Consider the following 23,633-nt stretch of genomic DNA (forward strand, 5'->3'; position numbering starts at 1 on the left):
AAGGAGGAATATCTATATGGCAAAATCGGATAATGGGTTTAAAGTTTATCCTAAGATAGTACCTGCTGACAAAGAAACGGTCATACATATAGTTCCATTATATGATCATTCTAGGTTTTATGATGATGTAGAGTATAGGGCAGTTTGCTATCCAGTTGATTATTCTACAAAGGTATATGATAAATCTCAAAGACCCTTTGTGCAGCATATAAAGTCTAAAGATGGTTCATTCTGTATAAGGCAGTATTTTGAAGGCGAGCAGGAACATATTATATACATATATGCAGGAGAAGAGATTATACACACGTTTAATGTCTATTCCTTATATGAAGATCTCTATAAACTCAGACCCTACAAAGGAGATATTCATATGCACAGCTATCGTTCCGATGGACGGGAATGTCCTGCTTACGTAGCTGCCAGTTGTAGAAAAGTAGGGCTAGATTTTATGGCTGTTACCGATCATGAAAAATATTATCCTTCTATAGAAGCCCAGGAGGCCTTTGAAGGGTTGGATATAGATCTTAAAATTTTTAGGGGAGAGGAAATTCATCCACCGAACAACTGGGTACATATGGTAAACTTTGGCGGCAAGTTTAGTATAAATGAGATGTTCACTACACATAAGGAGCAGTACCAAAAAGAAGTGGCAGAGATAGAGAAGGATATAGAATCATATGTGTCTCAGGCATTTGAACGACATTTCCTGGCTTCTTGTATGTGGTGTTTTGATAGGATAAGGGAGGCGGGAGGACTGGGGGTTTTTTGTCATCCCTATTGGAGAAATAGAACTGGCTATGATACATCTACCCTTCTTACAAAATATATGCTAGATAAGCAGCCGTTTGATACATTAGAGGTTATAAGTGGGTTTACCTATGAGGAATTGGAATCCAACAGTTTGCAGGTAGAGTTTTATCATGAGCAACAGGCTAAAGGCAAACGTATACCCATAGTAGGGGTTACCGATGCTCATGGTTGTGATACTGGAGAACTGTTTGGATGGTATTATACGATTGTATTTTCTTCTGATGATACTTTGGAAGGTCTTATATCAAGTATAAAGGGGCTTCGAAGTGTAGCTGTAGAAGCGGTACCCGGTGAACATGAGCATGTATATGGTTCATTTAGGCTAGTAAAATACGCCCACTTTTTGATACGAGAGGTATTTCCTCTTCATGATGAATTGTGCTACGATGAGGGTAACATGATGCTTAGATATATTACAGGGGATCAAGGTGCAAAAGATTTATTATCTTGGGTAAAAGGGCAAACAGATACATTTTATAATTATATATTTTATGAGGATATATAGGAGTATTGAATTTCGCTGTTAAGGGAAGTGATTAAAATAGGGGGTATAATAAGAGCCCAGGGTATACTATACCCTTGTTGTTCTAAGACTCATGTAATATATAGATTTAATATAGATCATCCGTTAGAGCAGCTAAATATAGCTTTTAGCTATTATCCCAAGGTATGTGAAGATAAGGAAAAAGCAAAAGATATGATAATAGATGCTTTATATAAATTTACAGAAGAAGGGGATAGGCGGGAGATAGTAGAGAAATGGGAAGAATATATGCCCATCAAAAACCTATTAACCATATCTATAGATGATCCAAAAGGATTTAGGGGGTGTGCTCACCGTCATTTATCAGAGCAGCATCTATTTTTATCAGAACATTCTGCATCTCCTGGTTTTACACTAGGGCCTATTTTCAAAGGTGAGTGGCAGATCACAATAAGTGTTCATGCGGTGGTAACTGATGAGTGCTATTATACCCTTTATGTATGGGAGGGAGAAGATTATGAATGATAAATGGATAGCATGTGAGCTACATACCCATACCATACATAGTGATGGCCAGCTTACTTTGACGGAGTTGGCTAAAAAGGCGAAGGTATTCGGGCTTCGTTGCATAGCATTGACCGATCACAACACCATATCTGGCCATAGTGAGATACAAAAGGCTCAGGAAATTTCAGGTATAGATATAGTACATGGTCTTGAGTGGACTACCTTTTATGGTCATATGGTAGCTATGGGAATTACTGAATATGTAGACTGGAGGGATAAGGGGCCAGGAGATATACATAAGGGTATAGAGGAAGTGCATGGAAAAGGTGGTTTGGTGGGAATAGCGCATCCATACAGGTTTGGAAGTCCTATGTGTACAGGATGTCATTGGCAGTTTGATATACAAGATTGGGAAGATGTGGATTATATTGAAGTATGGTCTGAATATTTTCCACCTATAGATCCGGTAAATAAGCGGGCATTTAAATTATGGACTGATCTTTTGAATGCAGGATATAAAATTACAGCAGTAAGCGGTAGGGATTGGCATGGGGATGATGGAGGAAAAGTAGCTGTAACCTATTTATATAATTCATATAGCTCACATGATTTCTTTGATAACAGAGTAGTAGATGCTCTATCTCATCATAGGGCGAGTGTAACCATGGGTCCATTTCTAGACATTAAAGCCGGTATGGCTGGATCTTCTTTTATGATTGGTGACACTATATCCATATATAATGATACATTATCCATATATATAGATATGGACTTTAGTGTCCGTCAAGGTAAATGGGCACTGGATAAGCGCCCGATTACTATAACTTTAAATAGTAATATGGGAGTATTATATAGCTATAGTTTTGATAAAACCGAGCAATGTATGAAGATTGAAGCCCATATTGCCACCAAGGGTGTAAAGTGGGTAAGGGGAGAGTTGTATGGTAGCATGTATGATATGCATACCATGTTAGCTTTTACTAATCCACTGTTTTTTGACCTTAAGAGTAATTAGCAAAGTGGGAGTTTAGCATATCTGAGCCAAATATGGATAAAAAACTAGACTGCAATTTTGCAGCCTAGTTTTTTATCCTTTATTCTGTTTTATCTTCAACATTATTTTCTTCAGGTGGAGTTTGTTCCTGGGGTTTAACGGTTATAGTTATGCTATTACTACTCTTTACTCCATTATATATTACAGATAGTTGTACTTGACCTTCTTTTTTAGCCTCTATCTCTGTATTACTTACCCCTATTATTTCAACATTGTCAGATTCAAGGCTAAATCCAGATTCAACGCTTTCTTCAGTATTGTTATCATATACTGCCGTTATCTTTATACTAGGTGTATATTTTTTCCCTATTATCATCTCTATGGATTTTGGGGATGATATTTTTATTTCCTTTAACTTCGGTGGTTGGGGTTTGGCTTTTATATTTACGGTAGCCTTGGCGGTTAGACCATTAAATGTTGCAGATATTTCGGTGGTCCCTGCATTAAGTCCCTTAATTGTGCCATTAGCTTTATCTATTGAGACGATATCGGGATTACTATTCCAGCTTGCCTTATTAGCTACGTTTTGTTGCGCACCATCATTATATATAAGCTGAAGTTTGGCAGATTGTCCTTCTTCAATGGATATATTCGCCAATGTCAAAGTAGGTGCAGGTTTGGCAGGTTTTATGCTGACAGGAGCGCTGGCTGCTACTTCCCCAAATGTGGCTATTACTTTTGTGCTCCCGCCTGCCAGCCCTTTTATATTGCCATTGTTTATTTTGGCTATTTTATCGTTTTCTACTGACCATTTCACAGTAGATGGTGCGCTTCTCGTAGTACCATCATCATATATTGCTTTTACTGATAGTGGTGCCTCTTGCCCTGCTTCTAATTCTATTGGTCCTTGAAATACCAACTTAGTAACCTTATTGCCAGGTACTTGTGCCTTTAATCTCTGTGTAAGTTCAGTATTCTTTTTACCCTTTATAACCTCTACTTCAGTACCTTTTTGGCAGTGCTCATATACAAATTTTGCGTCGGGTACGGTAAGGCGTATACAGCCATGAGATACTGGTCTTCCTAAGTTTCTTACTGAGGTATGGGATAGGGTGGATTCATCTGTAGTTTTAAATAGTACTGAGTGAAAAAGGATACCGCCTTTTATTCGAACCCAGTATTGGGCATATACATCAAATTTTTGAAAGTATCCCCAACGGCCTTTTTGTCCAGGTATTACAAATGTACCAAGGGGGGTCGGAGTACCAGGTGCACCAGTAGAAGCTATCATCTGCCTAAGTACCTTATCGTATTTTCCCGATTTGCTTCTTCCAAATACTGTTACTACTTGGTTTGTAACATCGATTTGGATTTTATAGGGCAGGGGTTTTTTCTCCGCTGCTTTTGCCTTTTTTTCCTCTTCTTTTTTCTCCTGTTCAGTTATTTTATTGTTATCTTCTAGTATTTCCACGTCTTTTGATGGCCCTTCTTCGGGTTTGTTTTTATCGATTAGTTCACAAGATATGTTATCCTCTAGTTCATCTTCATCTGTTTTTGCTTGTTCATCTAAGTCTATTATATCGGTGCTGTTGGTACCATCGTTCTCAGCTTGTTGATTTTTTCCCGCTTTTGAGCAGCCTGATACCGATAATACAAATATACAAGCAAGCATAATTATAAATATTCTTTTACCAGCCTTCATACCAATTAGCCTCCTATTTTAAATGAATATGTAGTGCTAAATCAATGATAGCTTTAAAAAAAGGCAGTGTCAATTAAAATACCCACAAATTAATATTTGTAACATTAATTTAATGTATGCAGAAAAAGTGTAAAGATTACCTTATAGAAATGCAGTAGTAAAACCTATATAATAGAGTAAAGTAGAAGAAAGAGAGGCAAATACATGGGAAAAAAATTCAAATCTTTTATGTGTGTTTTCATAATTCTTTATCTATTGGTTCCATTGACGGTTCATGCTAAGAATGAAGATGTTTCCATAAAGGCTTCAATTGGGTTTGAAGGTTATTTTAAGATGGGGGAATGGGTACCTATAAACATTGAGGTGCAAAACAAAGGTGAGGATATAAAGGGCAGTATAGAGATCTCGGCAAATCAGGATGAGGCCTCTGCAATATTGTATACTACTCCCGCCATAGTGCCTAAAGGTGCTACAAAGCAATTTACAATGTATATAAAGACCAATATACTTCAAAGACGGTTTAATGTAAACCTTATGCAAGGTGGAGAATTGGTACAAAGCTTTAGAATAGACGATGCAAAGCCAATATCCAACAATAACTATTTAATGGGAATCCTGACTGAAGATAAAAATGCCATGAGCTATTGGTGGCAGGGATTAGGTGGCAATAATAGCCTTTTTTCAAACTATCAAGCGGTGGCACTGTCTTTGGGCGATATTCCGGATAAAAATCAGGTTATGGATAATTTTCATATAATCATACTGAACGATATGGATACTAGTGAATTGTCCGATGGGCAGTTAGATACCCTTAAAAGCTGGGTAGATAGGGGTGGCATATTAATAATAGGAACTGGAGCAAGGGGAGAGAAGACATTAAAGGGAATTAAAGAGTTTTTGCCACCATTTGAAATATTGGGTAGCAAGCTTGTATCAGGGTTATCGGAGTTTGAGAATATTTCAAATACCAAGTTTGACAGCGCTGCTTCTGTGGAGATAATGCAAATTAGAGGTCTTTCTGATAATACTATATTAAATCAAGGCGAAGACGAAATAGTCTATAGAGTGAAGAGTGGAGAAGGGGATATATTTATATCGTCCTTTGATTTAGGACTGAAGCCTATGACAGATTGGCAGGGTAGCAAGGCATTTTGGAATGGACTTTTTATAAAACATTTAGATACAGTCAAACAGGAACAGCTACAAATGCCAAATATCAGGAATAACTATAAATATGATCTTATCCGAGGGATAAAAGTAGCTCTAGGTGGCATAGAGGCCATGGATCTGCCGTCAATAGGCAAGATATCCATAATACTTGTTATCTATCTCTTGATAGTAGGCCCCATTCATTATCTAGTGTTAAAGAAACTTGATAAGAGGGAATGGGCTTGGGGAAGCATACCTGTCCTTGTGCTCATATTTTCCCTTATCATATATCAAATGGCCTACAATACAAAGGGCAATGAGCGTATAATAAACAATGTCTCATTGATAGATATGAAATCAGGCGATGTCTCAATTGCCGATAGGTATATAGGTGTATTCATACCTAAAAGGGGTAGGTATGAGGTAACTTTAGATAAAAATGTATTATTATCTACTGACATAGGTGATACAGATCCAAGGGATAATGAAATAAAAAGGGAGAACGTTGTAGCAAGGGTGATGGAAGGCAATCCATCGGGGGTAGAGATATTAAATGCCAATGTATGGACCATGCAAACTATAAATGTTAAGGAGACAAGCAACAAATTAGGTGGCATGGTTGCTGAACTATACTACCAGGATGGAAGGATAAATGGCACGATAACAAACAACACGCCATTTCCATTGGAGGACGGAGTATTAATATCATATTATGGATATGAAAAACTGGGCAATATAGCGGCAGGTGAAACAAAGGATGTAGATATGAGCATTATGTCAAATGTTCAAGGGGATATGATATATAATATGATAAATACACTTTATCCCGATCAATCCAATCAAAACTTTAAGACGTTTCGTGCATTAAGTGATGATGAGAGAAAGTATTTTATAAAGCGGAGAATGTTGGAAGGTATCCTTAGAAAAGATAGTTCCATGAAACACGAAGGGGGACACATGAGTAAAGCACTATATTTTATTGGATTTAGTGATCAAAAGGTATGGGACGATCCAATGGTAAATGGTAAAGCTTCTGATGAGTCATACTATTTTAATGCGATAACATCTGAGATTGAATTTAAAAAAGAGCATGATGATAATGTAGGTATTCCCCCAGGGGTTTTAAATGGTATATTGGATACCAAGGCATCGCAGGGACTGCATGCAGAGGGGAAGACTATATATATACCAAGCAATACGGAGGCTAGAATAGCCTTTGATATGAGAGATTTTAAGGATGTGGATATATCCAAGTTTGATATATACTTGAGGACTTTTTCAGGACAGGGGAATGTAAAGATATATAATAACGAAAAGAATGAATTTGAAGTATTAGATAAGGGTACCTTGGGTCAAGATATGTTAAATGTTATAAATTTAAACGCAAAAACGATACAGAAATTTGTAGACGATGATTATAATATACGGATAAGTATATCTTCCAGTTCTATGGAGGATCTGATTATTGAAATGCCCACTTTTGCATTGGAAGGGAGGCAGAGTTAATGCTAAAAGTAGATGGATTGGTAAAGAAGTATGGAAAGTTTTTGGCAGTTGATCATTTGAATATGGAGATAGAAAATGGCCAGATATATGGCTTTGTAGGGCCAAATGGTGCCGGTAAGACCACAACCATGAGGATAATTGCTACTTTATTGCCTGCTACTGCCGGAAAGGTGGAGGTAGGGGGTATAGATGCCTTTAGACAGCCGTTGGAGGTTAGGGGGCATATAGGATACATGCCCGATTTCTTTGGAGTGTATGACAATTTAAAGGTGATGGAATATTTGGACTTTTACGGAAATTTGTATCATATACCCTATGACAAGCGTATGAAGACTGCTAATGAGCTTTTGGAGCTGGTTGAGCTTGAGAATAAAAGGGAGAGTTATGTAGATGAATTATCAAGGGGTATGAAGCAACGATTGTGCCTTGCTCGCAGTTTGATACATGACCCTGATCTCCTCATATTGGATGAACCGGCCTCGGGTATGGATCCTAGGGCCCGCATAGAGATGAAAAGGATACTTCACAAGCTTAAGGATTTGGGGAAAACCATACTTATAAGTTCGCATATACTTCCAGAGCTAGCGGAAATGTGTGATATAGTGGGCATAATAGAGGGTGGACGTATGGTGGCTGAAGGTAGTGTGGACGATATAATGTCCAAGATATCAGGCAGCACCATAATAAATATAAGGATGATGAGGGATGCAGACAAGGCAATAAAAATCTTGAAGGAACATCCCCTTGTATCTGGAGTAACTAGGGAAGGAAATGAACTGGAGGTTTCGTATATAGGCAAGGATGATGAAATATGGCAGGTTATAAAGGCATTAATAGATAATAGATTACCCATATTATCATTTGGTGCTGCAGGTGGAAATCTGGAGAAAATATTTATGGAGGTGACCAAGGGTGAAGAATTCACTAAATAATCCTGTACTTTCAAGTGAACTAAAGATAAAGATGAGAAACTGGAAGACGTTTGCAGCCATAAGTAGTTATGTAGGCGTGATGCTCCTTATAGCATTTATATTTTTTAAGGCATTTATAGAAAGACAGATGAATTTTGATGCGATAATAAATGCTAATACTTCTATAGGCCTTCAATTATATATGCTTTTGGCCATAGTGCAGTTTATATTGATAGTATTAATAGTTCCAGCGCACACATCAGGTGCCATAAGCATGGAGCGTGAGAGGCAAACCCTTGATCTTCTATTATGTACCAAGATAGCCCCTTTAAAGATAGTACTCGGCAAACTTTTTTCATCCATGAGCTTTGTACTGCTCCTTATAATATCGTCTATTCCCCTTTTTAGTCTAGTATTTTTATTTGGTGGTGTGGCGCCTAAGGATGTGTTTTTCCTATTTCTATTCTATATAATAACTGCCATAGCTATAGGCAGTATGGGAATTTTCTATTCAACCATCCTAAAAAAGACGATAACGGCTACTGTAGCTTGCTATGTAACGGTATTTATACTATGGGTGTTATCTGCGCTTATAGGAGGTTATACCATTTCAACTAGATATGAAAATGTTAATGCTTTAAAGAAGGTATATACTCCATTTATATTTTATTTCAATTCGCCTATGGGATTAGGGGATATGTTGAGCAGTCAGGCTACGGGCAATATAGGTGGTATAAACTCTCTTTTTGGTATTAATCACGGTTTTGTCCCCTCTGTATCTCCAAAGGGCATAACAGTTATCATGGATAAATGGGAGATGCTAAGTTTTTGGATAAAGAACTCCATAGTCATGGGCATAGTGTCTATTATTTTGCTTTTGATAAGCGCAAATAGAATAAATCCTTTGAATACTAGATTTGGGATCAAGAGGCAGGATAAAAAATGAAAAGTAATATAGATGCTGAAATTACAAAGGCATTATGGCCTATACGGAAAAGACTGATCATAGGGCAATTTATAAAATCCATAATCTTTGCTATTATGATATCTTCGTTAGTTGCCTTAGGTTTTATGATAGTATCATTCTTTGTACCATTAGAGCATCTTTGGTTCTATATATGTATAAGTGGATCTATCATATTATTTATTTGTATAATGGGGTCTTTGTTTTCCATGCCTTCATATATGGATGCTGCTCGAGCAGGCGACAGGTTGGGACTTAAAGAGCGGCTTGTAACTGCCTTGGAGTTAGGGGAGAGCAGCGAAGTTTTTGCTGTTTTGCAAAGGAGGGATGCTATAGAGCATCTAAAGGGTATTGATTTTAAGAAGATTCCTTTATCTATTTCAAAAGAGTGGTGGTATGTGACTCTTTTGTGCATATCAATCCTTCTTTTGCTCACCTTTATTCCAAATTCTCAGCATCAAGTGATAAGGCAGAGGCAGGCGGTTATGCAAGAGGCACAAAGATTGGTGGATTATATAGAGAAAGATGCTGAAGAAAAATTAAAAATGGATAATCGTCTTACAAAAGAGGAGCGACAGGAGATTTTAAAGGAGCTTAGAAGGCTCTCCTCCCGCCTTGAAGGGACAAAGGACTATACTGAGGGTATAAAGGAAATTTCAAAGGCCCAGGATGATATAAAAAAGATATTAGATAAACAAAATATGTCTAGATTAAATAACGTAAAAAATGTCCTAAATGCCCATTCTACTACGTCAGAGCTAGGTAAGGCGCTAGAGGAAAAGGATTATGATAAGCTAGGGTCGGAAAGTAAAAAGTTAATGGAAAAAATGGCCCAGGGTGGATTGGATGGGGATACTAAATTAGCTTTAAAGGATGCCCTAAAGCAAATACCGGAAGGTCATAATATAGATATTTCTGTTCCTTCCGGCATAGGAGATTTTGAGGATGCACTGGTAAAACTTATGTCAAATGATATACAAAATCCTGGGGATATTGAATATATGCTGCAGACTGCAAAAAGCTCCATAGCCCAGGCAGCGGGAGAAAATATTCCAAATCCTATGGCAGAAAACAACAAAGCTATGCAGAAGGCGGGAGATGAAAAAAAATGGAGTTCTAAAGATCAAAATGCCCAAGATGGGCAGACCGGTCAAGGTAATCAAAGCGTTCAAGGTAGCCAGGGTAGTCAATGCAATCAAGGTAATCAAGGTGGTCAGGGAACAGGTATGGACGGAAAGGGAGCAGGACAAGGACATACAGGATACGAAAAGATATATGCGCCAACTAGATTGGGTGATGGTGGCGAGATAAGTAATGTCAAGGGACAATTAACAGAAGGGGGCCCGAGTGAGCATTTTAAAGCTGAGGCGGGAGGGGAGGCCTATGGAGGCTTTATTCCCTATAATGAAGTGCTTGGAACATATAAAAGTCAGGCAATGGAAACCCTTGGCAGGCGGGAGATCCCATCTGGTATGGAGGAATATATAAAGAAATATTTTACTTCATTGGAGGATTAGGAGGACAAAAAATGGGATTAGGTGAAAAGGATATAGATAACTTTGCCGTTAAGATAGAAGATATACAAAGGGAGATACAAAAGGGCATAATAGGCCAAACAGAGGTAATAAGGCAGGTTTTATTAGCAGTGCTTTGTGGTGGCAATGTGCTTTTGGAAGGGGTGCCAGGCCTTGGCAAGACCAGACTTGTAAAAACCCTTGGTCATGTACTGGATTTACAGTTTAGTCGTATACAGTTTACACCGGATCTTATGCCTGCCGACATAACGGGGACCAATATAATCGTTGATAAAGGTGGGTTTAAATTTCAGCAAGGTCCCATATTCAGCAATATAGTGTTAGCAGATGAGATCAATAGGGCTACTCCAAAGACTCAGAGTGCCCTTTTAGAGGCCATGCAGGAGCATACGGTAACAGTAGCAGGGACAACATATGAATTGCCAAAGCCATATTTTGTACTGGCTACCCAAAACCCCTTAGAGCAGGAGGGTACCTACCCATTACCTGAAGCCCAATTGGATCGGTTTCTATTTAAGATAACGGTGGATTTTCCAAAGCTTGATGAGCTCCACGATATAATAAACTTAACTACAACAGGGGATGAGGTATATATAAATAAAATGGCAGATGGCAATTCAATACTTCATATGAAGGGGATAGGCGAATGCGTACCAGTAGCATTTTCGGTGCAAGACTATGCCTTAAAACTGGTTCTGGCTACCCATCCTGAATACGAAGGCGCACCTGAAGTTACAAAGGAATACGTGCGGTATGGATCAAGCCCTAGAGGGGCCCAGGCCATAGTATCTGCAGCCAGGATAAATGCCCTCATGGAAGGCAGATTGAATGTATCATTTGATGATATACGCTATGTAGCTTACCCGGCTTTGAGGCACAGGATATTTTTAAACTTTGACGGTTTAGCAAAAGGGCGCACGTCAGATGATATATTGGATGAAATAATACAAGGCTTGGATGAGTAGGGGATTAACATGCTTTTAGATGATCAATTTATAAAAAAGCTGGATGGGCTTTATATATGCACGGAAAGTTTTATAAGGGGACAGGGTGGCGGATCTCGAAGATCAAGGGAAAAGGGCAGTTCTATAGAATTTTCCGATTTCCGGGAATATGTGCCTGGAGATGATTTTCGCCATATTGATTGGAATGCATATGCAAGGCTTGGGAGGCTATATATAAAACTCTTTATGGAGGAAGAGAAGGCACCCTTTACCATGTTTTTAGATTGTAGCAAATCCATGGACTATGGGATTAATAACAAGGGGTATTTTGCAAAGAGGTTGTGTGCAGCATTGACATATATGGCTTTAAAAAACCTTGATACGGTGTCAATAGTAGGACTTAATGGGGATATTAATACTAATCTTAATAATCTATCCGGGAAACAATCCTTTTTAAGGAGTTCAGACTTTATAGAAGGTTTGTCATTTTACGGGGATACAAGACTATATGCCTCCATATCTTCATATCCGTACATAAAATCAGGAGGTGGTGTATCCATTCTTTTTACAGATCTTTTTTCTCAAGATGATTATAGTCAGGCCCTTAAATATCTTAAATATAAAAAACAACAGGTAATACTCATCCATATACTATCCCCTGAAGAGATATCCCCTCCGTGGCAGGGTGCTATAACTCTAGTAGATGCTGAAGACGGGGATGCAAAGGATATAACCATTACTCCTAGGATTTTAGATAGGTATAAAAAAGTACTTGATGATTTTATAAATACTGCCCATAGGTTTTGTTCCGGCATGGGTATATATTATATACCAGTTACAAGCGATACAAATCTTCAGAATATAATCTTTAACAATTTGATGGATAAGGGCTTAGTGAGGTAGGGGGTATGGAATTTTGCATTTTTTGAATCCATGGGGCTTTTTATTTGCCCTTTTTATACCTGGCATAATAATACTCTATCTTTTAAAACAAAAGCGACAGAGGATAGATGTATCAAGTGTACAGCTATGGAGCCAGGCAATAGATGATATGACTGCTACGAGACCGTGGCAGAAGTTTAAAAACAATATACTTATGTACCTTGAGATAGGGATAATAATTTGCTTGACTTTGGCTTTGACCCGTCCTTTTATAGCGAACTCCGATTCATATGGGCACTATATAGTTGTTTTGGATTCATCAGCCAGTATGCAGGCGGATGATGTAAAGCCTACAAGGTTTGAAAAGGCAAAGGATGATATTCAAAGTATAATAGATACTCTGCTCCCTTCTCAGTATATGACCATTATAGAGATGGGACCTTCTTCATATATTGCGGCTGACAGGATATCAGATAAAGGACTTTTATCCCGTATTCTTAAAGATATGATGCCTACAAATGGTGAAGGGGATATAAAAGGGGCAATGGATCTTGCAGAGTCTATGCTATCCTCTGAAGATCAAGATATAGTATGTATATTTACGGATCAAAATATCAATATAGAGGATAGTTTATTTAAGGTAAAACTATATAATGGTGATGGACAAAATAGGGCTATAACTCATATGTCATATTCAGAGTATGGTGATGGATGGGGTGTATTGGCCAAAATTATGAATTTTGGGGATAGCTCTAATATTACGTTAAAATGCAGTGCCGATGATCAGCTTGTGGATATAAAGGAGATAAGTCTTCCAAAAGGGGATAAAAAGGATGTATATTTTACTTCTATACCCCGAGATACCAACATAGTAAAGGTGGAAATTGTGGATAAAGACAATCTTTTAATTGACAATGTATCCTGGATACCCATAAAGGAGAGGGCGGAAAACAAGGGACTTTTGGTGACTCAGGGCAATATATTTTTGGAAAAGGTGTTGAATTTCTATGGAGGGCTGCTTATGGAGAAAGGGGCATATGAGGCATCTGAGGGGTTACTTGGCTATCAGCTTTATGTATATGATGGATATGTGCCAAAGGATGTACCGGAAGATGGAAATATAATAATATTTAATCCACAGGGTGATCAAAATTTATTTAAAGTTGTGGATAACTTTATGCCCAAAGGGATGATAAAAAATATATCGTCAAGATATAATCGTCTGCTTGAGCATGTGGATATTGATGATATAAATATTAGAAAAGCCAGCAAGATAGAATTCCCAAATTGGGGTGAAGAGGTTGTAGGGGATGGAGATAATACCCTCATATGGGCAGGAGAGATGAAAAGTCAAAAGTTTATAGTGTTTGCTTTTGATATACATGAGAGTGATCTTCCACTTAAGATGGATTTTCCTATATTGATGGGCAACATATTAAATTGGATATTACCGGGAGTAAAGACTAATACATTGAATTGTTATGCAGGCGAAGAAGTGGCTATAGATGCTATTCCAGGTTCCAGCAGCATAGATATAGTCTTACCTGATGGCAGTGAAAAAAGGGTTGCACCTCCTTATCCAATAGTACCTTTTGACGATACTACCCAGTTAGGGGTATATACCATAAAACAGGGGATGGGTTCGAGTACAATTGAGGACAGATTTACAGTGTCTGTACCTACCCATGGGGAGTCTGATCTAGCATTAAAAAATAGATCGTATGATATACAAAATACACAAAAGGAACGGACAGTGGAAGGCAGGCGGGAGCTTTGGCCGTATTTTGCACTGGTTGCACTGGCTTTTATGTTGATAGAATGGTGGGTGTATAGACGTGGGTATTAGTTTTTCAAATCCATGGTGGCTTTTAGCCCTTATCCCCGTGTTGGGGTTTGTGATATGGACGGCCATCTATATGGGTGGTATAAGAGGAAAAAAGGCAAAAGTAGGGCTTGGACTTCGTATAGCCTCCCTTACCATTGTCGTATTAGCTCTGTGTGGTATGGGAATAGACACCCTAAATGATAAAACATCTTTAGTATTTGTAGCTGATATATCAAACAGTACTAAAAATGTTAAGGGGCAAATAGATGAATTTATCTCTACTGCTATTTCTAAAAGATCGGATAAATTTGAAGTGGGTATAGTATCCTTCGGGAAGGATGCTATGGTAGAGCATCCCGTATCTTCAGATGTTATCTTTAGTGGATTGGAGACTACGCCAAATCCCAATTTTACTAATATAGATGATGCTATCAAAAAGGCAGTATCCATAATGCCTGCTGATGGTCGAAAAAAGATAGTGCTTTTGACAGATGGCAGCCAAAACGTTGGGGATGGTATAGAACGGGCTAATATGCTCTATAAGCAGGGGATAAGGTTGGATGGTGTATTCTTAGATAATGCTATTCATAAAGATGCCCAGATAAGTGACATAGAACTTCCTAGTCATGTATATGAGGGAGAGGATTATACAATACGGATAAGGGTGGACAGCAGCATTGTAACCACTGCTATACTGCGTATCTATATGGATAGAGAGCTCATAGGCAAGGAGGATGTAACACTACAAAAGGGACAAAATATATTTGTATTTAATAAGAAGGCCGACGAAGGTGGTATAAAGGCCATTGAAGCCAGTTTGGAGGTAGAAGACGATGATATACTTCAAAATAATACCTTGTCCAGCCATATAAATATATCTGGTCGTCCCAATATAGCGGTGGTAGAAGGGATGGATGGGGCATCCCGTGAGGTATCAAAGGTATTACAATCTGGAGGAATAGATTTTAATCTATATACACCCAATACCCTTCCTTCTGATATGGGCGAGCTGGGTAAATACCATGCCATGATACTTTGCAATGTATCCGCTGATGATTTGGATGAATCCAGGCTCTCTATGATAAAGTCATATGTGGAACAATTAGGAAGGGGACTTCTTGTGGTAGGAGGGGATAACAGTTATGCCTTAGGAGGCTATCAGGATACTCCACTTGGAGATATATTGCCGGTGGATAGTTCTATTGAACAGAAAGGCGAGATCCCGTCTTTAGCCCTTGCGTTGGTTATAGATAAGTCGAGCAGTATGGCTGCTGGAGAATACGGCGTATCTAGACTTGACCTTGCCAAGGAAGCTGCTATCCGTTCATTAGGCGTGCTTAGAGAGCAGGATAAGATAGGCATAGTAGCATTTGATAGTGCGCCTTTTTGGGTAGTCAATATGCAAAAGCCAGAAGATATAGAATCTATAGAGGATGCCATTGGCATTATAAAGTCGGGAGGCGGAACTAACATGTATCCTGCCCTTAAAATGGCGGTAGATGCCCTGAAAGAGGAAAATGCAAAACTAAAGCATATCATTGCCCTTACGGATGGTCAATCTATGCCAGGTGATTTTGAAGGTATTATTGACGAAACACAGGATTTAGGCATTACTCTATCTACAGTAGCGGTTGGGCAGGATGCCGATAAGGCTTTTCTCGAGAAGTTGTCAGAAGGCGGTAATGGTAGATATTATTATACAGATGAGTTTTCCAATCTTCCAAAGATCTTTGCCAAGGAGACATTTATGGCAGCCCAAACCTATATACAGAATGATAAATTTCATCCCATTATTTCAGGGGATTCCCCTATAATGACAGGACTGAATAGTGGTGTACCCGCCCTTTATGGATATATTGCAACTACTATAAAACCGGGGGCATCTATGGTGCTGTCAAGTCCCAAAGAGCATCCAATATTAGCCGAGTGGCAGTATGGTATGGGTAGAGTAGTGGCTTGGACAAGTGATTTTACAGGTACATGGTCTGGAGACTGGATAAGCTGGGGAGATGTATCTAAATTTTGGATGAATACCATATCAAGTATATTGCCTGTAAAACAGGGTGGAACAGGGGATATAAATGTAGAGCGGACTGGTGATAAGGGAGAGATTGTATTTAAAACACAGGATGATATGACGGGAGATGTAGCGCACAAGGCAGTGGTCATATATCCAGAGGGATCTAAAAAGGAGATAGACCTTGATGCTGAAAAGCCGGGAGAGTTTAAAGGGCGTTTTTATATAGAGGATCCGGGGGTATATGCCATAAAGATCATAGGATATAAGAATGGAAAGGTGCAAAATAGTCTGGATACTGCCCTGTCTGTAAGCTATTCGCCAGAGTATGATATGAGAAATGCGCCTTCCCGTGAGTTTGTAGAGAGGTTGGTACAGTCTACCGGCGGGAGGATGTTGACTAGTCCTGATGAGGTTTTTGTAGATGATATGAAGCCTGTATGGTCCCATATTGATATATCTAGGTACCTGCTTATCATAGCATTACTGCTTTTTGCAGCAGATATAGGTATAAGACGGTTAGTGTAAAGGCGGGAGGTTTTTCAGTCTATTTAGCAAATATTGTTATGTATGAAAATATTGATCCTTGTGTGTTATATTACCAGATGATATCATTTAATCACAAGGTATAGACATATATTATAAGTAAATATACATTTAAAGTTTTACATGCCGCAAACAACAATAAATTATACTGTATTCCAATAAGCTCAATTAAAACCTTATTTGGCACGTTGACTAATAAATATAAGGGTGGTGTCAATTATGACGATTCAACAACCTGACATTTCTGTAATTATTCCAATGTATAACAGAGAGAAATATATAAAGGAGGCTATAGAGAGCATTCTAGAACAAACTTTTCAGAATTTCGAAATAATAGTCCTAGATGATTTTTCTTCTGACCATTCGTGTGAAGTATTAAAATCCATAGAGGATCCTCGTATAATTCTCTACACTGCAGATGAAAAGAGTGGCATTGCAAAATTACGTAATATTGGAAATGATATGGCTAGAGGCAAATATATTGCTGTAATGGATTCTGACGATATCATGCCTTCCTATCGTCTAAAGGAGCAATTCGACTTTTTAGAGAATAATCCGGATGTAGGCGTAGTTGGCGGTCACTGTAAGATGTTCGGAGATTACGAGGGGATGTTATTGAATAATTGGGATAGCGATACTATCAATTGTGGACATCTATATCGAACATTGGTATTTCATGGAACATCAATGATCAGGAAATCTGTGCTCAAGGAGTTCAATCTAAAATATAATGAGGATTATTTTGTAGGTGAGGACTGGGCTCTTTGGGTTGACATGATAAATAAGGTAAAGCTGGTCAATCTAGATCGCTGTTTTTTATACTATAGGATTCATGATCAGAGCATTAGTAAGCTCTCACAAGATAACAGAGAGTTAAAGGCGAGGCGTAGGTCTACGCTAGATAAAATACGTATGACAGCTTTCAATAATTTAGGATTTAAATTAGAAGAAGAGGAACTTGTATTATTTAAGAGGTTCTTTGGAGAGGTTGACAAGGATCTACCAAAATTTACGCAGGGCGAATATGAGAAAGTAAAAATAATTATATCAAAACTAAAGTGTCAGGCAGAGGATTTGGAATTTAATGCCGAGGCGTTTTCGAAATTTACGGATATGTGGTCAAAAAAAATGGCAAAAAGGCACGGAATCTTCTATGAAGAAGACTAAAAATTCACTATCCCGTTTTTTTGTAGATAACAAGAGATATGCCGGCTATTTTATGTTACTATTTTTAAGCGCCATCGCCATGGGATTTTTTCAGACATCCATTGCAAAGATTATGGGTGAGATAGTAGATTATGGTCTATCACTAGATAATGAGGCAATGCTGAGGCGAATTCCCCTTCTAGGTGTATTATTGCTTGCTGAATTTGTACGCAACCTATCAAATTATTTTATTTCAGCCCATTCTATAGAAAGTATTTTTTTAGATACACGTAATAAAATATTTAGGGTTATTACTGAAATACCTATTAGTATACTGGAAAAAAATTTAGATTCTGGTGATATAATTTCCAGAGTTAACAGTGATATGATGAGTCTTTGTGCAACATTAGACAATTATACCTGGTTTCTCAATGTCTATGTTGTAGGTGTAATTGCGTTGATAATGTGTTTACGTTTAAGCCCAATTTTAACTTTTGTCTACATTGCAGGTTTTCCGATTTCCATTTTTATATTAAAAAGAGTTAGTTCCCCATTAGGTGAATTACAATCTGAAAAGCTAAAAAATATGGGATTAGCAACTAATTTGGCAACAGATACGATTCGTGGATTAAGCGTTGTAAAATCTTATTCTTTAGAAAATATAATGCTAGAGCGTTATGGCAAATTGGTTGATAAGGGTACAGAATCAGATATAGCAAGTGAAAAGATAGGTTTGAAGATGAACTTTGTTAAAAACTTTTTTAATATTGTTCCGCTGTTTAGTGTTCTTATGCTCAGCGTTTATCTAGTTTTTAAAAAAATGATTTCACCGGGCGAGATAATAGCTTTTTTATCTATAAGCCGGCTCTAAATTTATCATGCAAGGCGAAGATACGGCAGTATGTTTCAAAAATATAAACTTTTCATATAATGGTCAAGAAAATCTTTTTACTAATTTATGTTTCGATATAAAAAAAGGTGAAAGAGTAGCTATAGTTGGACATAGTGGAAGTGGTAAAAGCACTATTATCAAACTATTATGCAAATTTTATCAGGTAGATGAAGGGGAAATCTATGTCTTCGGGAATAAAATTTCAAATTTAAATGCACATTCATTGTGGAAAAATGTAACTCTCGTAGACCAAAATGCTTTTCTTTTTGATGATAGCATATACAATAATATTATTTATGGTAGAAAAGATGCTGATATAGAAGAAGTAGAACAAGTTCTCAAAGAAGCTTATTGTTGGGATTTTGTCTCTGATTTGCCTAAAGGGATTCATACTAAAATCGGGGAAGATGGAATTAATCTTTCAGGTGGACAAAGACAGAGATTAGCTATTGCACGGGCTCTAATAAAAGACGTACCGTTGGTGCTTTTAGATGAGCCGACATCGGCGTTGGATGTGGAGGCAGAAGCAGTTGTACAAAAGGCAATAGATAACCTGGTAAAGGGTAACACCTCCCTTATAATTGCCCACAGAATTTCGACCATAAAGAATGCAGATAGGATAATTGTAATTGATGATGGCAAAATAGTAGAGCAGGGGGACTATGATACTTTAATAGACCAAAAGGGCTATTTTTATAGATTAGCTGCTAAGCAAATTCAATGATGTGTGGTAAAGATGATTGAAAATAATAAAAAAATACTATGTTAACTTTAGTCGCCTATTTTCATTAATGGGCTCTGAAAAGAAGAAATACATAATTGGTAGTATTATGAATACAGCCAATATAGCCGTTTCATTTGTAATACCATTTATATTGAGTGAATTTGTGCTCATTGTCCAGAGTGAATTTGCAAGCGCTCAGATACATAAAATAGTTATGCTTTGCGTCATACTCTTGTTTGCCATTCCCATCGCATCTATCGGCAATTATCTCAAACAAGCTGCAGCGATATATGGAACTGCCAAGATCAGAAAAAATCTATTATACCACATTGAAAATTCAAGCATAAGGCAGGTACATGACCTTACTTTAGAAAACTGTATAACCTATATCACAAGCGATGTAGAAAATATCTGTAGAATGCTAAAGGGATTTGGGATGGCAAATCTTTTCCGATTTTTTATATTGTATATCCCGGCTTTTTTAGTTTTGTTGTTTAAAGATTGGAGAATGGCACTGCTTGGTGTTATACTAAATATAATTACAGTCATAGCTTCAACTTTTCTAAACCCTAGAGTTCGATTTCATGAAAGAGCTGCTCAGGAGAGTTTGGCAGATTCTGCAGGTGTGCTTATGGAGGCTGTGAGGGGAGCTAGTCTAGTTAGAATATTTTCGATGGAAGATACCCTTAAAGACAAGTACAATGACAGGTGTAAAGGAATCTACAAAAACAGATCAAAGTTTATAAGATTTAATGGGCTAGTGAGCTCGATTACTTTTGTATTTTTAAATTCATCCAAGTTGCTGGGATTTTTATTTGGTCTTTATTTGGTGTTTTCAGGTAGGATGGAGTTGGCAAATGTCGTATTGACTTCCGGACTGATAGGTATCATGGCTGATGGTTTAAACAGTTTGACAAACTTTATAAAGTTTATTCAGAATGGACTCGTGTCTTCCGATAGAGTTTTTGAAGTTTTAGATATGCCTTTGGAGGAAGAAAAAGTGACTGAAGAATTGCCAGATCTAAACTACTCTAAGGCGATAAGATTTAAGGACGTCAAGTTTTCCTATAATTCCAATAATAAGGTTTTAAATTCTCTATCGTTAAAAATAGATAGGGGTGATGTAGTCGCAATAGTAGGTTCTTCTGGCGGAGGTAAGAGCACTATTATTAGATTGCTACAAGCCCTTTATGAAACTGACAGTGGTGAGATATTCTTATTTGATAAGCCCTATAGCAAACTAAAAAATAGGGACATAAGGAATATGTTTGCCTATGTACCACAAGAAAATATACTATTTCAAGGGACAATAAGAGAAAATATCTCCTTTGGCAATACGGATAGCAGTCTTGACCAAATAATAGAGGCCTGCAAGAGAGCTAATATACATGACTTTATCATGTCGCTGCCAGATGGATATGATTCTATGATAGGTGAAGATTCAAAAAATATCTCAGGTGGAGAAAGACAGAGAATGGCACTTGCAAGGGCATTTTTAAAAGATGCCCCTATCTTGCTTTTGGATGAACCTACATCATCCATTGATGCAAAGTCGGAAGAACTAGTGTTGGAATCTATTTCTTCTTTATCAGAGGATAAAACCGTTTTAATTATAACCCATAGACTGAGTGCTATTAAAATAGCGGACAGTATACTCATAATAGAGGATGGAAAATTGGTGGAGGAGGGAACTCATTTAGAACTATTAGATAGAAACGGAAGGTATAGAGAACTATATCAAACTGGTATACCCTTGGTAAATTAAATAGCTATAAGTTTGGGAAACAGTAAATTAATGCACAGGAGCGCCTACATAATGGATTATAGATTAAAAAGACTATCATCATATGCTGACCATCGAATGTCTTTACTGGACCTGGTGTCCGATGAAACAATATCCAGCATATCTAATTATAAACTTATCATTGGAAGACTCATATATTATTATAGATGATAAACATTACAAAAGGACGTTACGTAATTGTTATGATTTAAAGTTATAGGGGGAAGTTGGTATGCTAGTGCTATAGCATGCCTTGCTTTTTTTATTCATGACATTTTACAGTAGTAAGCAAAAAAACTATCCTTTATAAATTTACTCAGTAATATATAATAAGAACATATAAAATATATATGAAGTAATAGATTCACGAGTTATGAAAGGATAATACAAATGGGAGATGAATTGAGCATAAGGAATATAGGGATATTGGCCCATGTTGATGCAGGAAAGACCACATTGACGGAGCAGATGCTCTACAAAAGCGGAATTATAAAGAGTCTTGGAAGCGTGGACAAAGGAACGGCACATACCGATGGGTTGGAGGTAGAAAAACAGAGAGGTATATCTGTAAAGACAGCAGAGGCAAATCTTGTTTGGAAGGATGAAGAGATAAATATAATAGACACACCGGGACATATGGACTTTTCTGCAGAGGTGGAGAGATCCCTCGGCGTGTTAGACGGTGCAGTTTTGGTGATCTCTGCAGCTGAAGGGGTACAGCCTCAGACCGAGGTGTATTTTAAAGCATTAAAGACCATGAAGGTACCTACTATAATATTTATAAATAAGATAGACAGGATAGGGGCTGATGTAAAAAGAGTATTAGGTGAGATAAAGAGACTACTTACAGATGCTACCTTTTTGCTAGATGTGATGGAAGATAAGGATGCATTTATAGAAGCGTTAGCCGATAGGGATGATATGATACTTGAAAAGTATCTGGAAGGGGAGAAGATTGATTACCCCACTCTAAAGGAAAGATTAGCTGATTTGACGGGGGAATGCAATATCTATCCAGTGCTATATGGATCTGCTCTAAAAGATAAAGGTGTTTCAAAGCTTTTGGATCTATTGGTGGAACTTATCCCTTCTGCATCTAGGGGTAAGACAGATGAGCTTTCAGGTATAGTTTTCAGAATAGACAGGGATAGGGCTTCTGGTAAATGGACCTATGTACGTCTCTATGGAGGTAGGATCGGGACTAGAGACCTTGTACATAACCATACTAAAAACATGGATGAAAAGGTGACTAGGATAAAAAAGCTGAAGGGTAGAAAGCAGATTGATGCAGATGAGATAGTTGCAGGCGAGATTGGATGTATATCGGGATTATCTAGTGCAGTTGTAGGGGATATAATAGGAAGTCCTTTAGAGATACCCAAAGTTCCTAATATAGCAAAACCTCTTCTGACTGTTAAGGTATTTGCGAAGAGAAAAGAGGATTATATAAGGATGGTGGAGGCTTTTCAGGAATTGGAAGAAGAGGATCCATTTCTTAACATGCAGTGGATAAGGGAGAAAAATGAACTTAATATTCAGATAATGGGTATGATTCAGCTGGAAATACTGGAGAGTATATTAAAGAGTAGGTTTGATATAGATATAGAATTTGGCAAACCTTCTATTATATATAAGGAAACTCCCGCCAAAAAAGGTATGGGCTTTGAAGCATATACCATGCCAAAACCCTGTTGGGCTATAGTAAGATTTGAGATTGAACCTATGCCTAGGGGTTCAGGCCTAAGCTATGAGTCTAGGGTAAGGACGGAGGATATAAAGCTGAGATATCAGCGGGAGGTGGAGAAACAGCTTCCCATAACCCTTAAACAAGGGCTATATGGCTGGGAGGTCACTGATCTAAAAGTTACTTTAGTAGAGGGGGAGGACCATGTAATGCATAGTAATCCCGGTGATTTTCTTATAGCAACGGCCATGGGTATAATGAATGGACTTAGTAATACCGGTACAGTTCTCTTAGAGCCTATAATAAGCTTTAGAATATCAGTACCTGAGGATATGGGAGGAAAGGTATTAAATGACATAGCACAGATGAGGGGTAGTTTTGACTCCCCCATAATTTCAAAGGGTATGTTTATTGTAGAAGGGGAGATGCCATTATCTACCTCCATAGATTATCCTATAAAATTAGGTATTATATCAGGAGGTAAGGGGGTAATAACTACAAAGTTTTCCCATTATAGCGAAGTAGCATTAGATAGGGGTGCTATAAGGGAGAGAGTGGGGGTAAATCCCCTTGATCGGGCAAAATATATACTGTATGCGAGAAATGCCATAAAGTAAAGTTGAAATGC

General features: G+C 37.8%; 17 protein-coding genes. 16 read left to right on the forward strand and 1 reads right to left on the reverse strand.

Annotated features, from left to right (window positions below; all coding sequences use genetic code 11):
- Window positions 1-16: 16 nt before the first annotated feature.
- Genes EJN67_RS04155 through EJN67_RS04165 form a run of 3 tightly spaced genes read left to right on the forward strand, consistent with a single transcriptional unit; the run spans window position 17 to window position 2,816 of the window.
- Window positions 17-1,315: a PHP domain-containing protein gene (locus EJN67_RS04155; protein WP_129722841.1), complete on the forward strand. Its 1,299-nt coding sequence runs from the start codon at window positions 17-19 to the stop codon at window positions 1,313-1,315.
- Between the two features lie 27 nt (window positions 1,316-1,342).
- Complete coding sequence (locus EJN67_RS04160) at window positions 1,343-1,819, forward strand: hypothetical protein (RefSeq protein WP_129722844.1); 477 nt, start codon at window positions 1,343-1,345, stop codon at window positions 1,817-1,819.
- Window positions 1,812-2,816, forward strand: a complete 1,005-nt coding sequence (locus EJN67_RS04165; protein WP_165000724.1) for a CehA/McbA family metallohydrolase — start codon at window positions 1,812-1,814, stop codon at window positions 2,814-2,816. Before EJN67_RS04160 ends, EJN67_RS04165 begins: the two co-directional genes overlap by 8 nt.
- Before the next feature lie 79 nt (window positions 2,817-2,895).
- Here EJN67_RS04165 and EJN67_RS04170 read toward each other — a convergent pair whose 3' ends face one another.
- Complete coding sequence (locus EJN67_RS04170; protein ID WP_129722849.1) at window positions 2,896-4,497, reverse strand: L,D-transpeptidase; 1,602 nt, start codon at window positions 4,495-4,497, stop codon at window positions 2,896-2,898.
- Between the two features lie 204 nt (window positions 4,498-4,701).
- Between EJN67_RS04170 and EJN67_RS04175 the strand changes: the two genes are divergently transcribed.
- The 13 genes from EJN67_RS04175 to EJN67_RS04235 all read left to right on the forward strand — a co-directional run bounded on the left by EJN67_RS04175 (window position 4,702) and on the right by EJN67_RS04235 (window position 23,622).
- Entirely contained in the window at window positions 4,702-7,152 is a 2,451-nt protein-coding gene (locus EJN67_RS04175; RefSeq protein ID WP_129722852.1) for a hypothetical protein, read from the forward strand.
- Window positions 7,152-8,084: an ABC transporter ATP-binding protein gene (locus tag EJN67_RS04180; RefSeq protein ID WP_129722855.1), complete on the forward strand. Its 933-nt coding sequence runs from the start codon at window positions 7,152-7,154 to the stop codon at window positions 8,082-8,084. The genes EJN67_RS04175 and EJN67_RS04180 overlap by 1 nt, the downstream gene beginning before the upstream one ends.
- Window positions 8,065-9,009, forward strand: coding sequence for an ABC transporter permease (locus EJN67_RS04185; RefSeq protein ID WP_129722858.1), 945 nt, complete (start codon window positions 8,065-8,067; stop codon window positions 9,007-9,009). The genes EJN67_RS04180 and EJN67_RS04185 overlap by 20 nt, the downstream gene beginning before the upstream one ends.
- A complete protein-coding gene (locus tag EJN67_RS04190) occupies window positions 9,006-10,544 on the forward strand; it encodes a hypothetical protein (protein ID WP_129722861.1) in 1,539 nt (512 codons plus the stop codon). Before EJN67_RS04185 ends, EJN67_RS04190 begins: the two co-directional genes overlap by 4 nt.
- Before the next feature lie 11 nt (window positions 10,545-10,555).
- The gene (locus tag EJN67_RS04195) at window positions 10,556-11,527 is read left to right on the forward strand and encodes an AAA family ATPase (protein WP_129722864.1); all 972 of its coding nucleotides are present in this window, start codon (window positions 10,556-10,558) and stop codon (window positions 11,525-11,527) included.
- Window positions 11,528-11,536: 9 nt separating this feature from the next.
- Window positions 11,537-12,409, forward strand: a complete 873-nt coding sequence (locus tag EJN67_RS04200; protein WP_129722867.1) for a DUF58 domain-containing protein — start codon at window positions 11,537-11,539, stop codon at window positions 12,407-12,409.
- A 13-nt stretch (window positions 12,410-12,422) separates the two neighbouring features.
- A complete protein-coding gene (locus tag EJN67_RS04205; protein WP_129722870.1) occupies window positions 12,423-14,234 on the forward strand; it encodes a vWA domain-containing protein in 1,812 nt (603 codons plus the stop codon).
- Window positions 14,224-16,758: a VWA domain-containing protein gene (locus EJN67_RS04210; RefSeq protein ID WP_129722874.1), complete on the forward strand. Its 2,535-nt coding sequence runs from the start codon at window positions 14,224-14,226 to the stop codon at window positions 16,756-16,758. The genes EJN67_RS04205 and EJN67_RS04210 overlap by 11 nt, the downstream gene beginning before the upstream one ends.
- Window positions 16,759-16,995: 237 nt before the next feature.
- On the forward strand, window positions 16,996-17,943 hold the full coding sequence (locus tag EJN67_RS04215; RefSeq protein WP_129722877.1) for a glycosyltransferase family 2 protein: 948 nt from the start codon (window positions 16,996-16,998) through the stop codon (window positions 17,941-17,943).
- Window positions 17,930-18,793: an ABC transporter transmembrane domain-containing protein gene (locus EJN67_RS04220; protein ID WP_165000725.1), complete on the forward strand. Its 864-nt coding sequence runs from the start codon at window positions 17,930-17,932 to the stop codon at window positions 18,791-18,793. Before EJN67_RS04215 ends, EJN67_RS04220 begins: the two co-directional genes overlap by 14 nt.
- Window positions 18,794-18,800: 7 nt before the next feature.
- Window positions 18,801-19,538, forward strand: coding sequence for an ABC transporter ATP-binding protein (locus tag EJN67_RS04225; protein ID WP_129722883.1), 738 nt, complete (start codon window positions 18,801-18,803; stop codon window positions 19,536-19,538).
- A 16-nt stretch (window positions 19,539-19,554) separates the two neighbouring features.
- Window positions 19,555-21,303: an ABC transporter ATP-binding protein gene (locus EJN67_RS04230; protein WP_129722885.1), complete on the forward strand. Its 1,749-nt coding sequence runs from the start codon at window positions 19,555-19,557 to the stop codon at window positions 21,301-21,303.
- Window positions 21,304-21,711: 408 nt separating this feature from the next.
- Window positions 21,712-23,622 (forward strand): GTP-binding protein, encoded by a 1,911-nt coding sequence (locus tag EJN67_RS04235; RefSeq protein ID WP_129722888.1) that lies wholly within the window; start codon window positions 21,712-21,714, stop codon window positions 23,620-23,622.
- Window positions 23,623-23,633: the final 11 nt, after the last annotated feature.

The organism is Xylanivirga thermophila, from assembly GCF_004138105.1.
GTDB classification, from domain to species: Bacteria; Bacillota; Clostridia; order Caldicoprobacterales; family Xylanivirgaceae; genus Xylanivirga; species Xylanivirga thermophila.

Coding starts and splice junctions, on each gene's coding strand:
- EJN67_RS04155 (WP_129722841.1), top strand. CDS start 17: ATGGCAAAATCGGATAATGGGTTTAAAGTTTATCCTAAGATAGTACCT.
- EJN67_RS04215 (WP_129722877.1), top strand. CDS start 16,996: ATGACGATTCAACAACCTGACATTTCTGTAATTATTCCAATGTATAAC.
- EJN67_RS04200 (WP_129722867.1), top strand. CDS start 11,537: ATGCTTTTAGATGATCAATTTATAAAAAAGCTGGATGGGCTTTATATA.
- EJN67_RS04175 (WP_129722852.1), top strand. CDS start 4,702: ATGGGAAAAAAATTCAAATCTTTTATGTGTGTTTTCATAATTCTTTAT.
- EJN67_RS04195 (WP_129722864.1), top strand. CDS start 10,556: ATGGGATTAGGTGAAAAGGATATAGATAACTTTGCCGTTAAGATAGAA.
- EJN67_RS04225 (WP_129722883.1), top strand. CDS start 18,801: ATGCAAGGCGAAGATACGGCAGTATGTTTCAAAAATATAAACTTTTCA.
- EJN67_RS04180 (WP_129722855.1), top strand. CDS start 7,152: ATGCTAAAAGTAGATGGATTGGTAAAGAAGTATGGAAAGTTTTTGGCA.
- EJN67_RS04235 (WP_129722888.1), top strand. CDS start 21,712: ATGGGAGATGAATTGAGCATAAGGAATATAGGGATATTGGCCCATGTT.
- EJN67_RS04170 (WP_129722849.1), bottom strand. CDS start 4,497: ATGAAGGCTGGTAAAAGAATATTTATAATTATGCTTGCTTGTATATTT.
- EJN67_RS04220 (WP_165000725.1), top strand. CDS start 17,930: ATGAAGAAGACTAAAAATTCACTATCCCGTTTTTTTGTAGATAACAAG.
- EJN67_RS04165 (WP_165000724.1), top strand. CDS start 1,812: ATGAATGATAAATGGATAGCATGTGAGCTACATACCCATACCATACAT.
- EJN67_RS04190 (WP_129722861.1), top strand. CDS start 9,006: ATGAAAAGTAATATAGATGCTGAAATTACAAAGGCATTATGGCCTATA.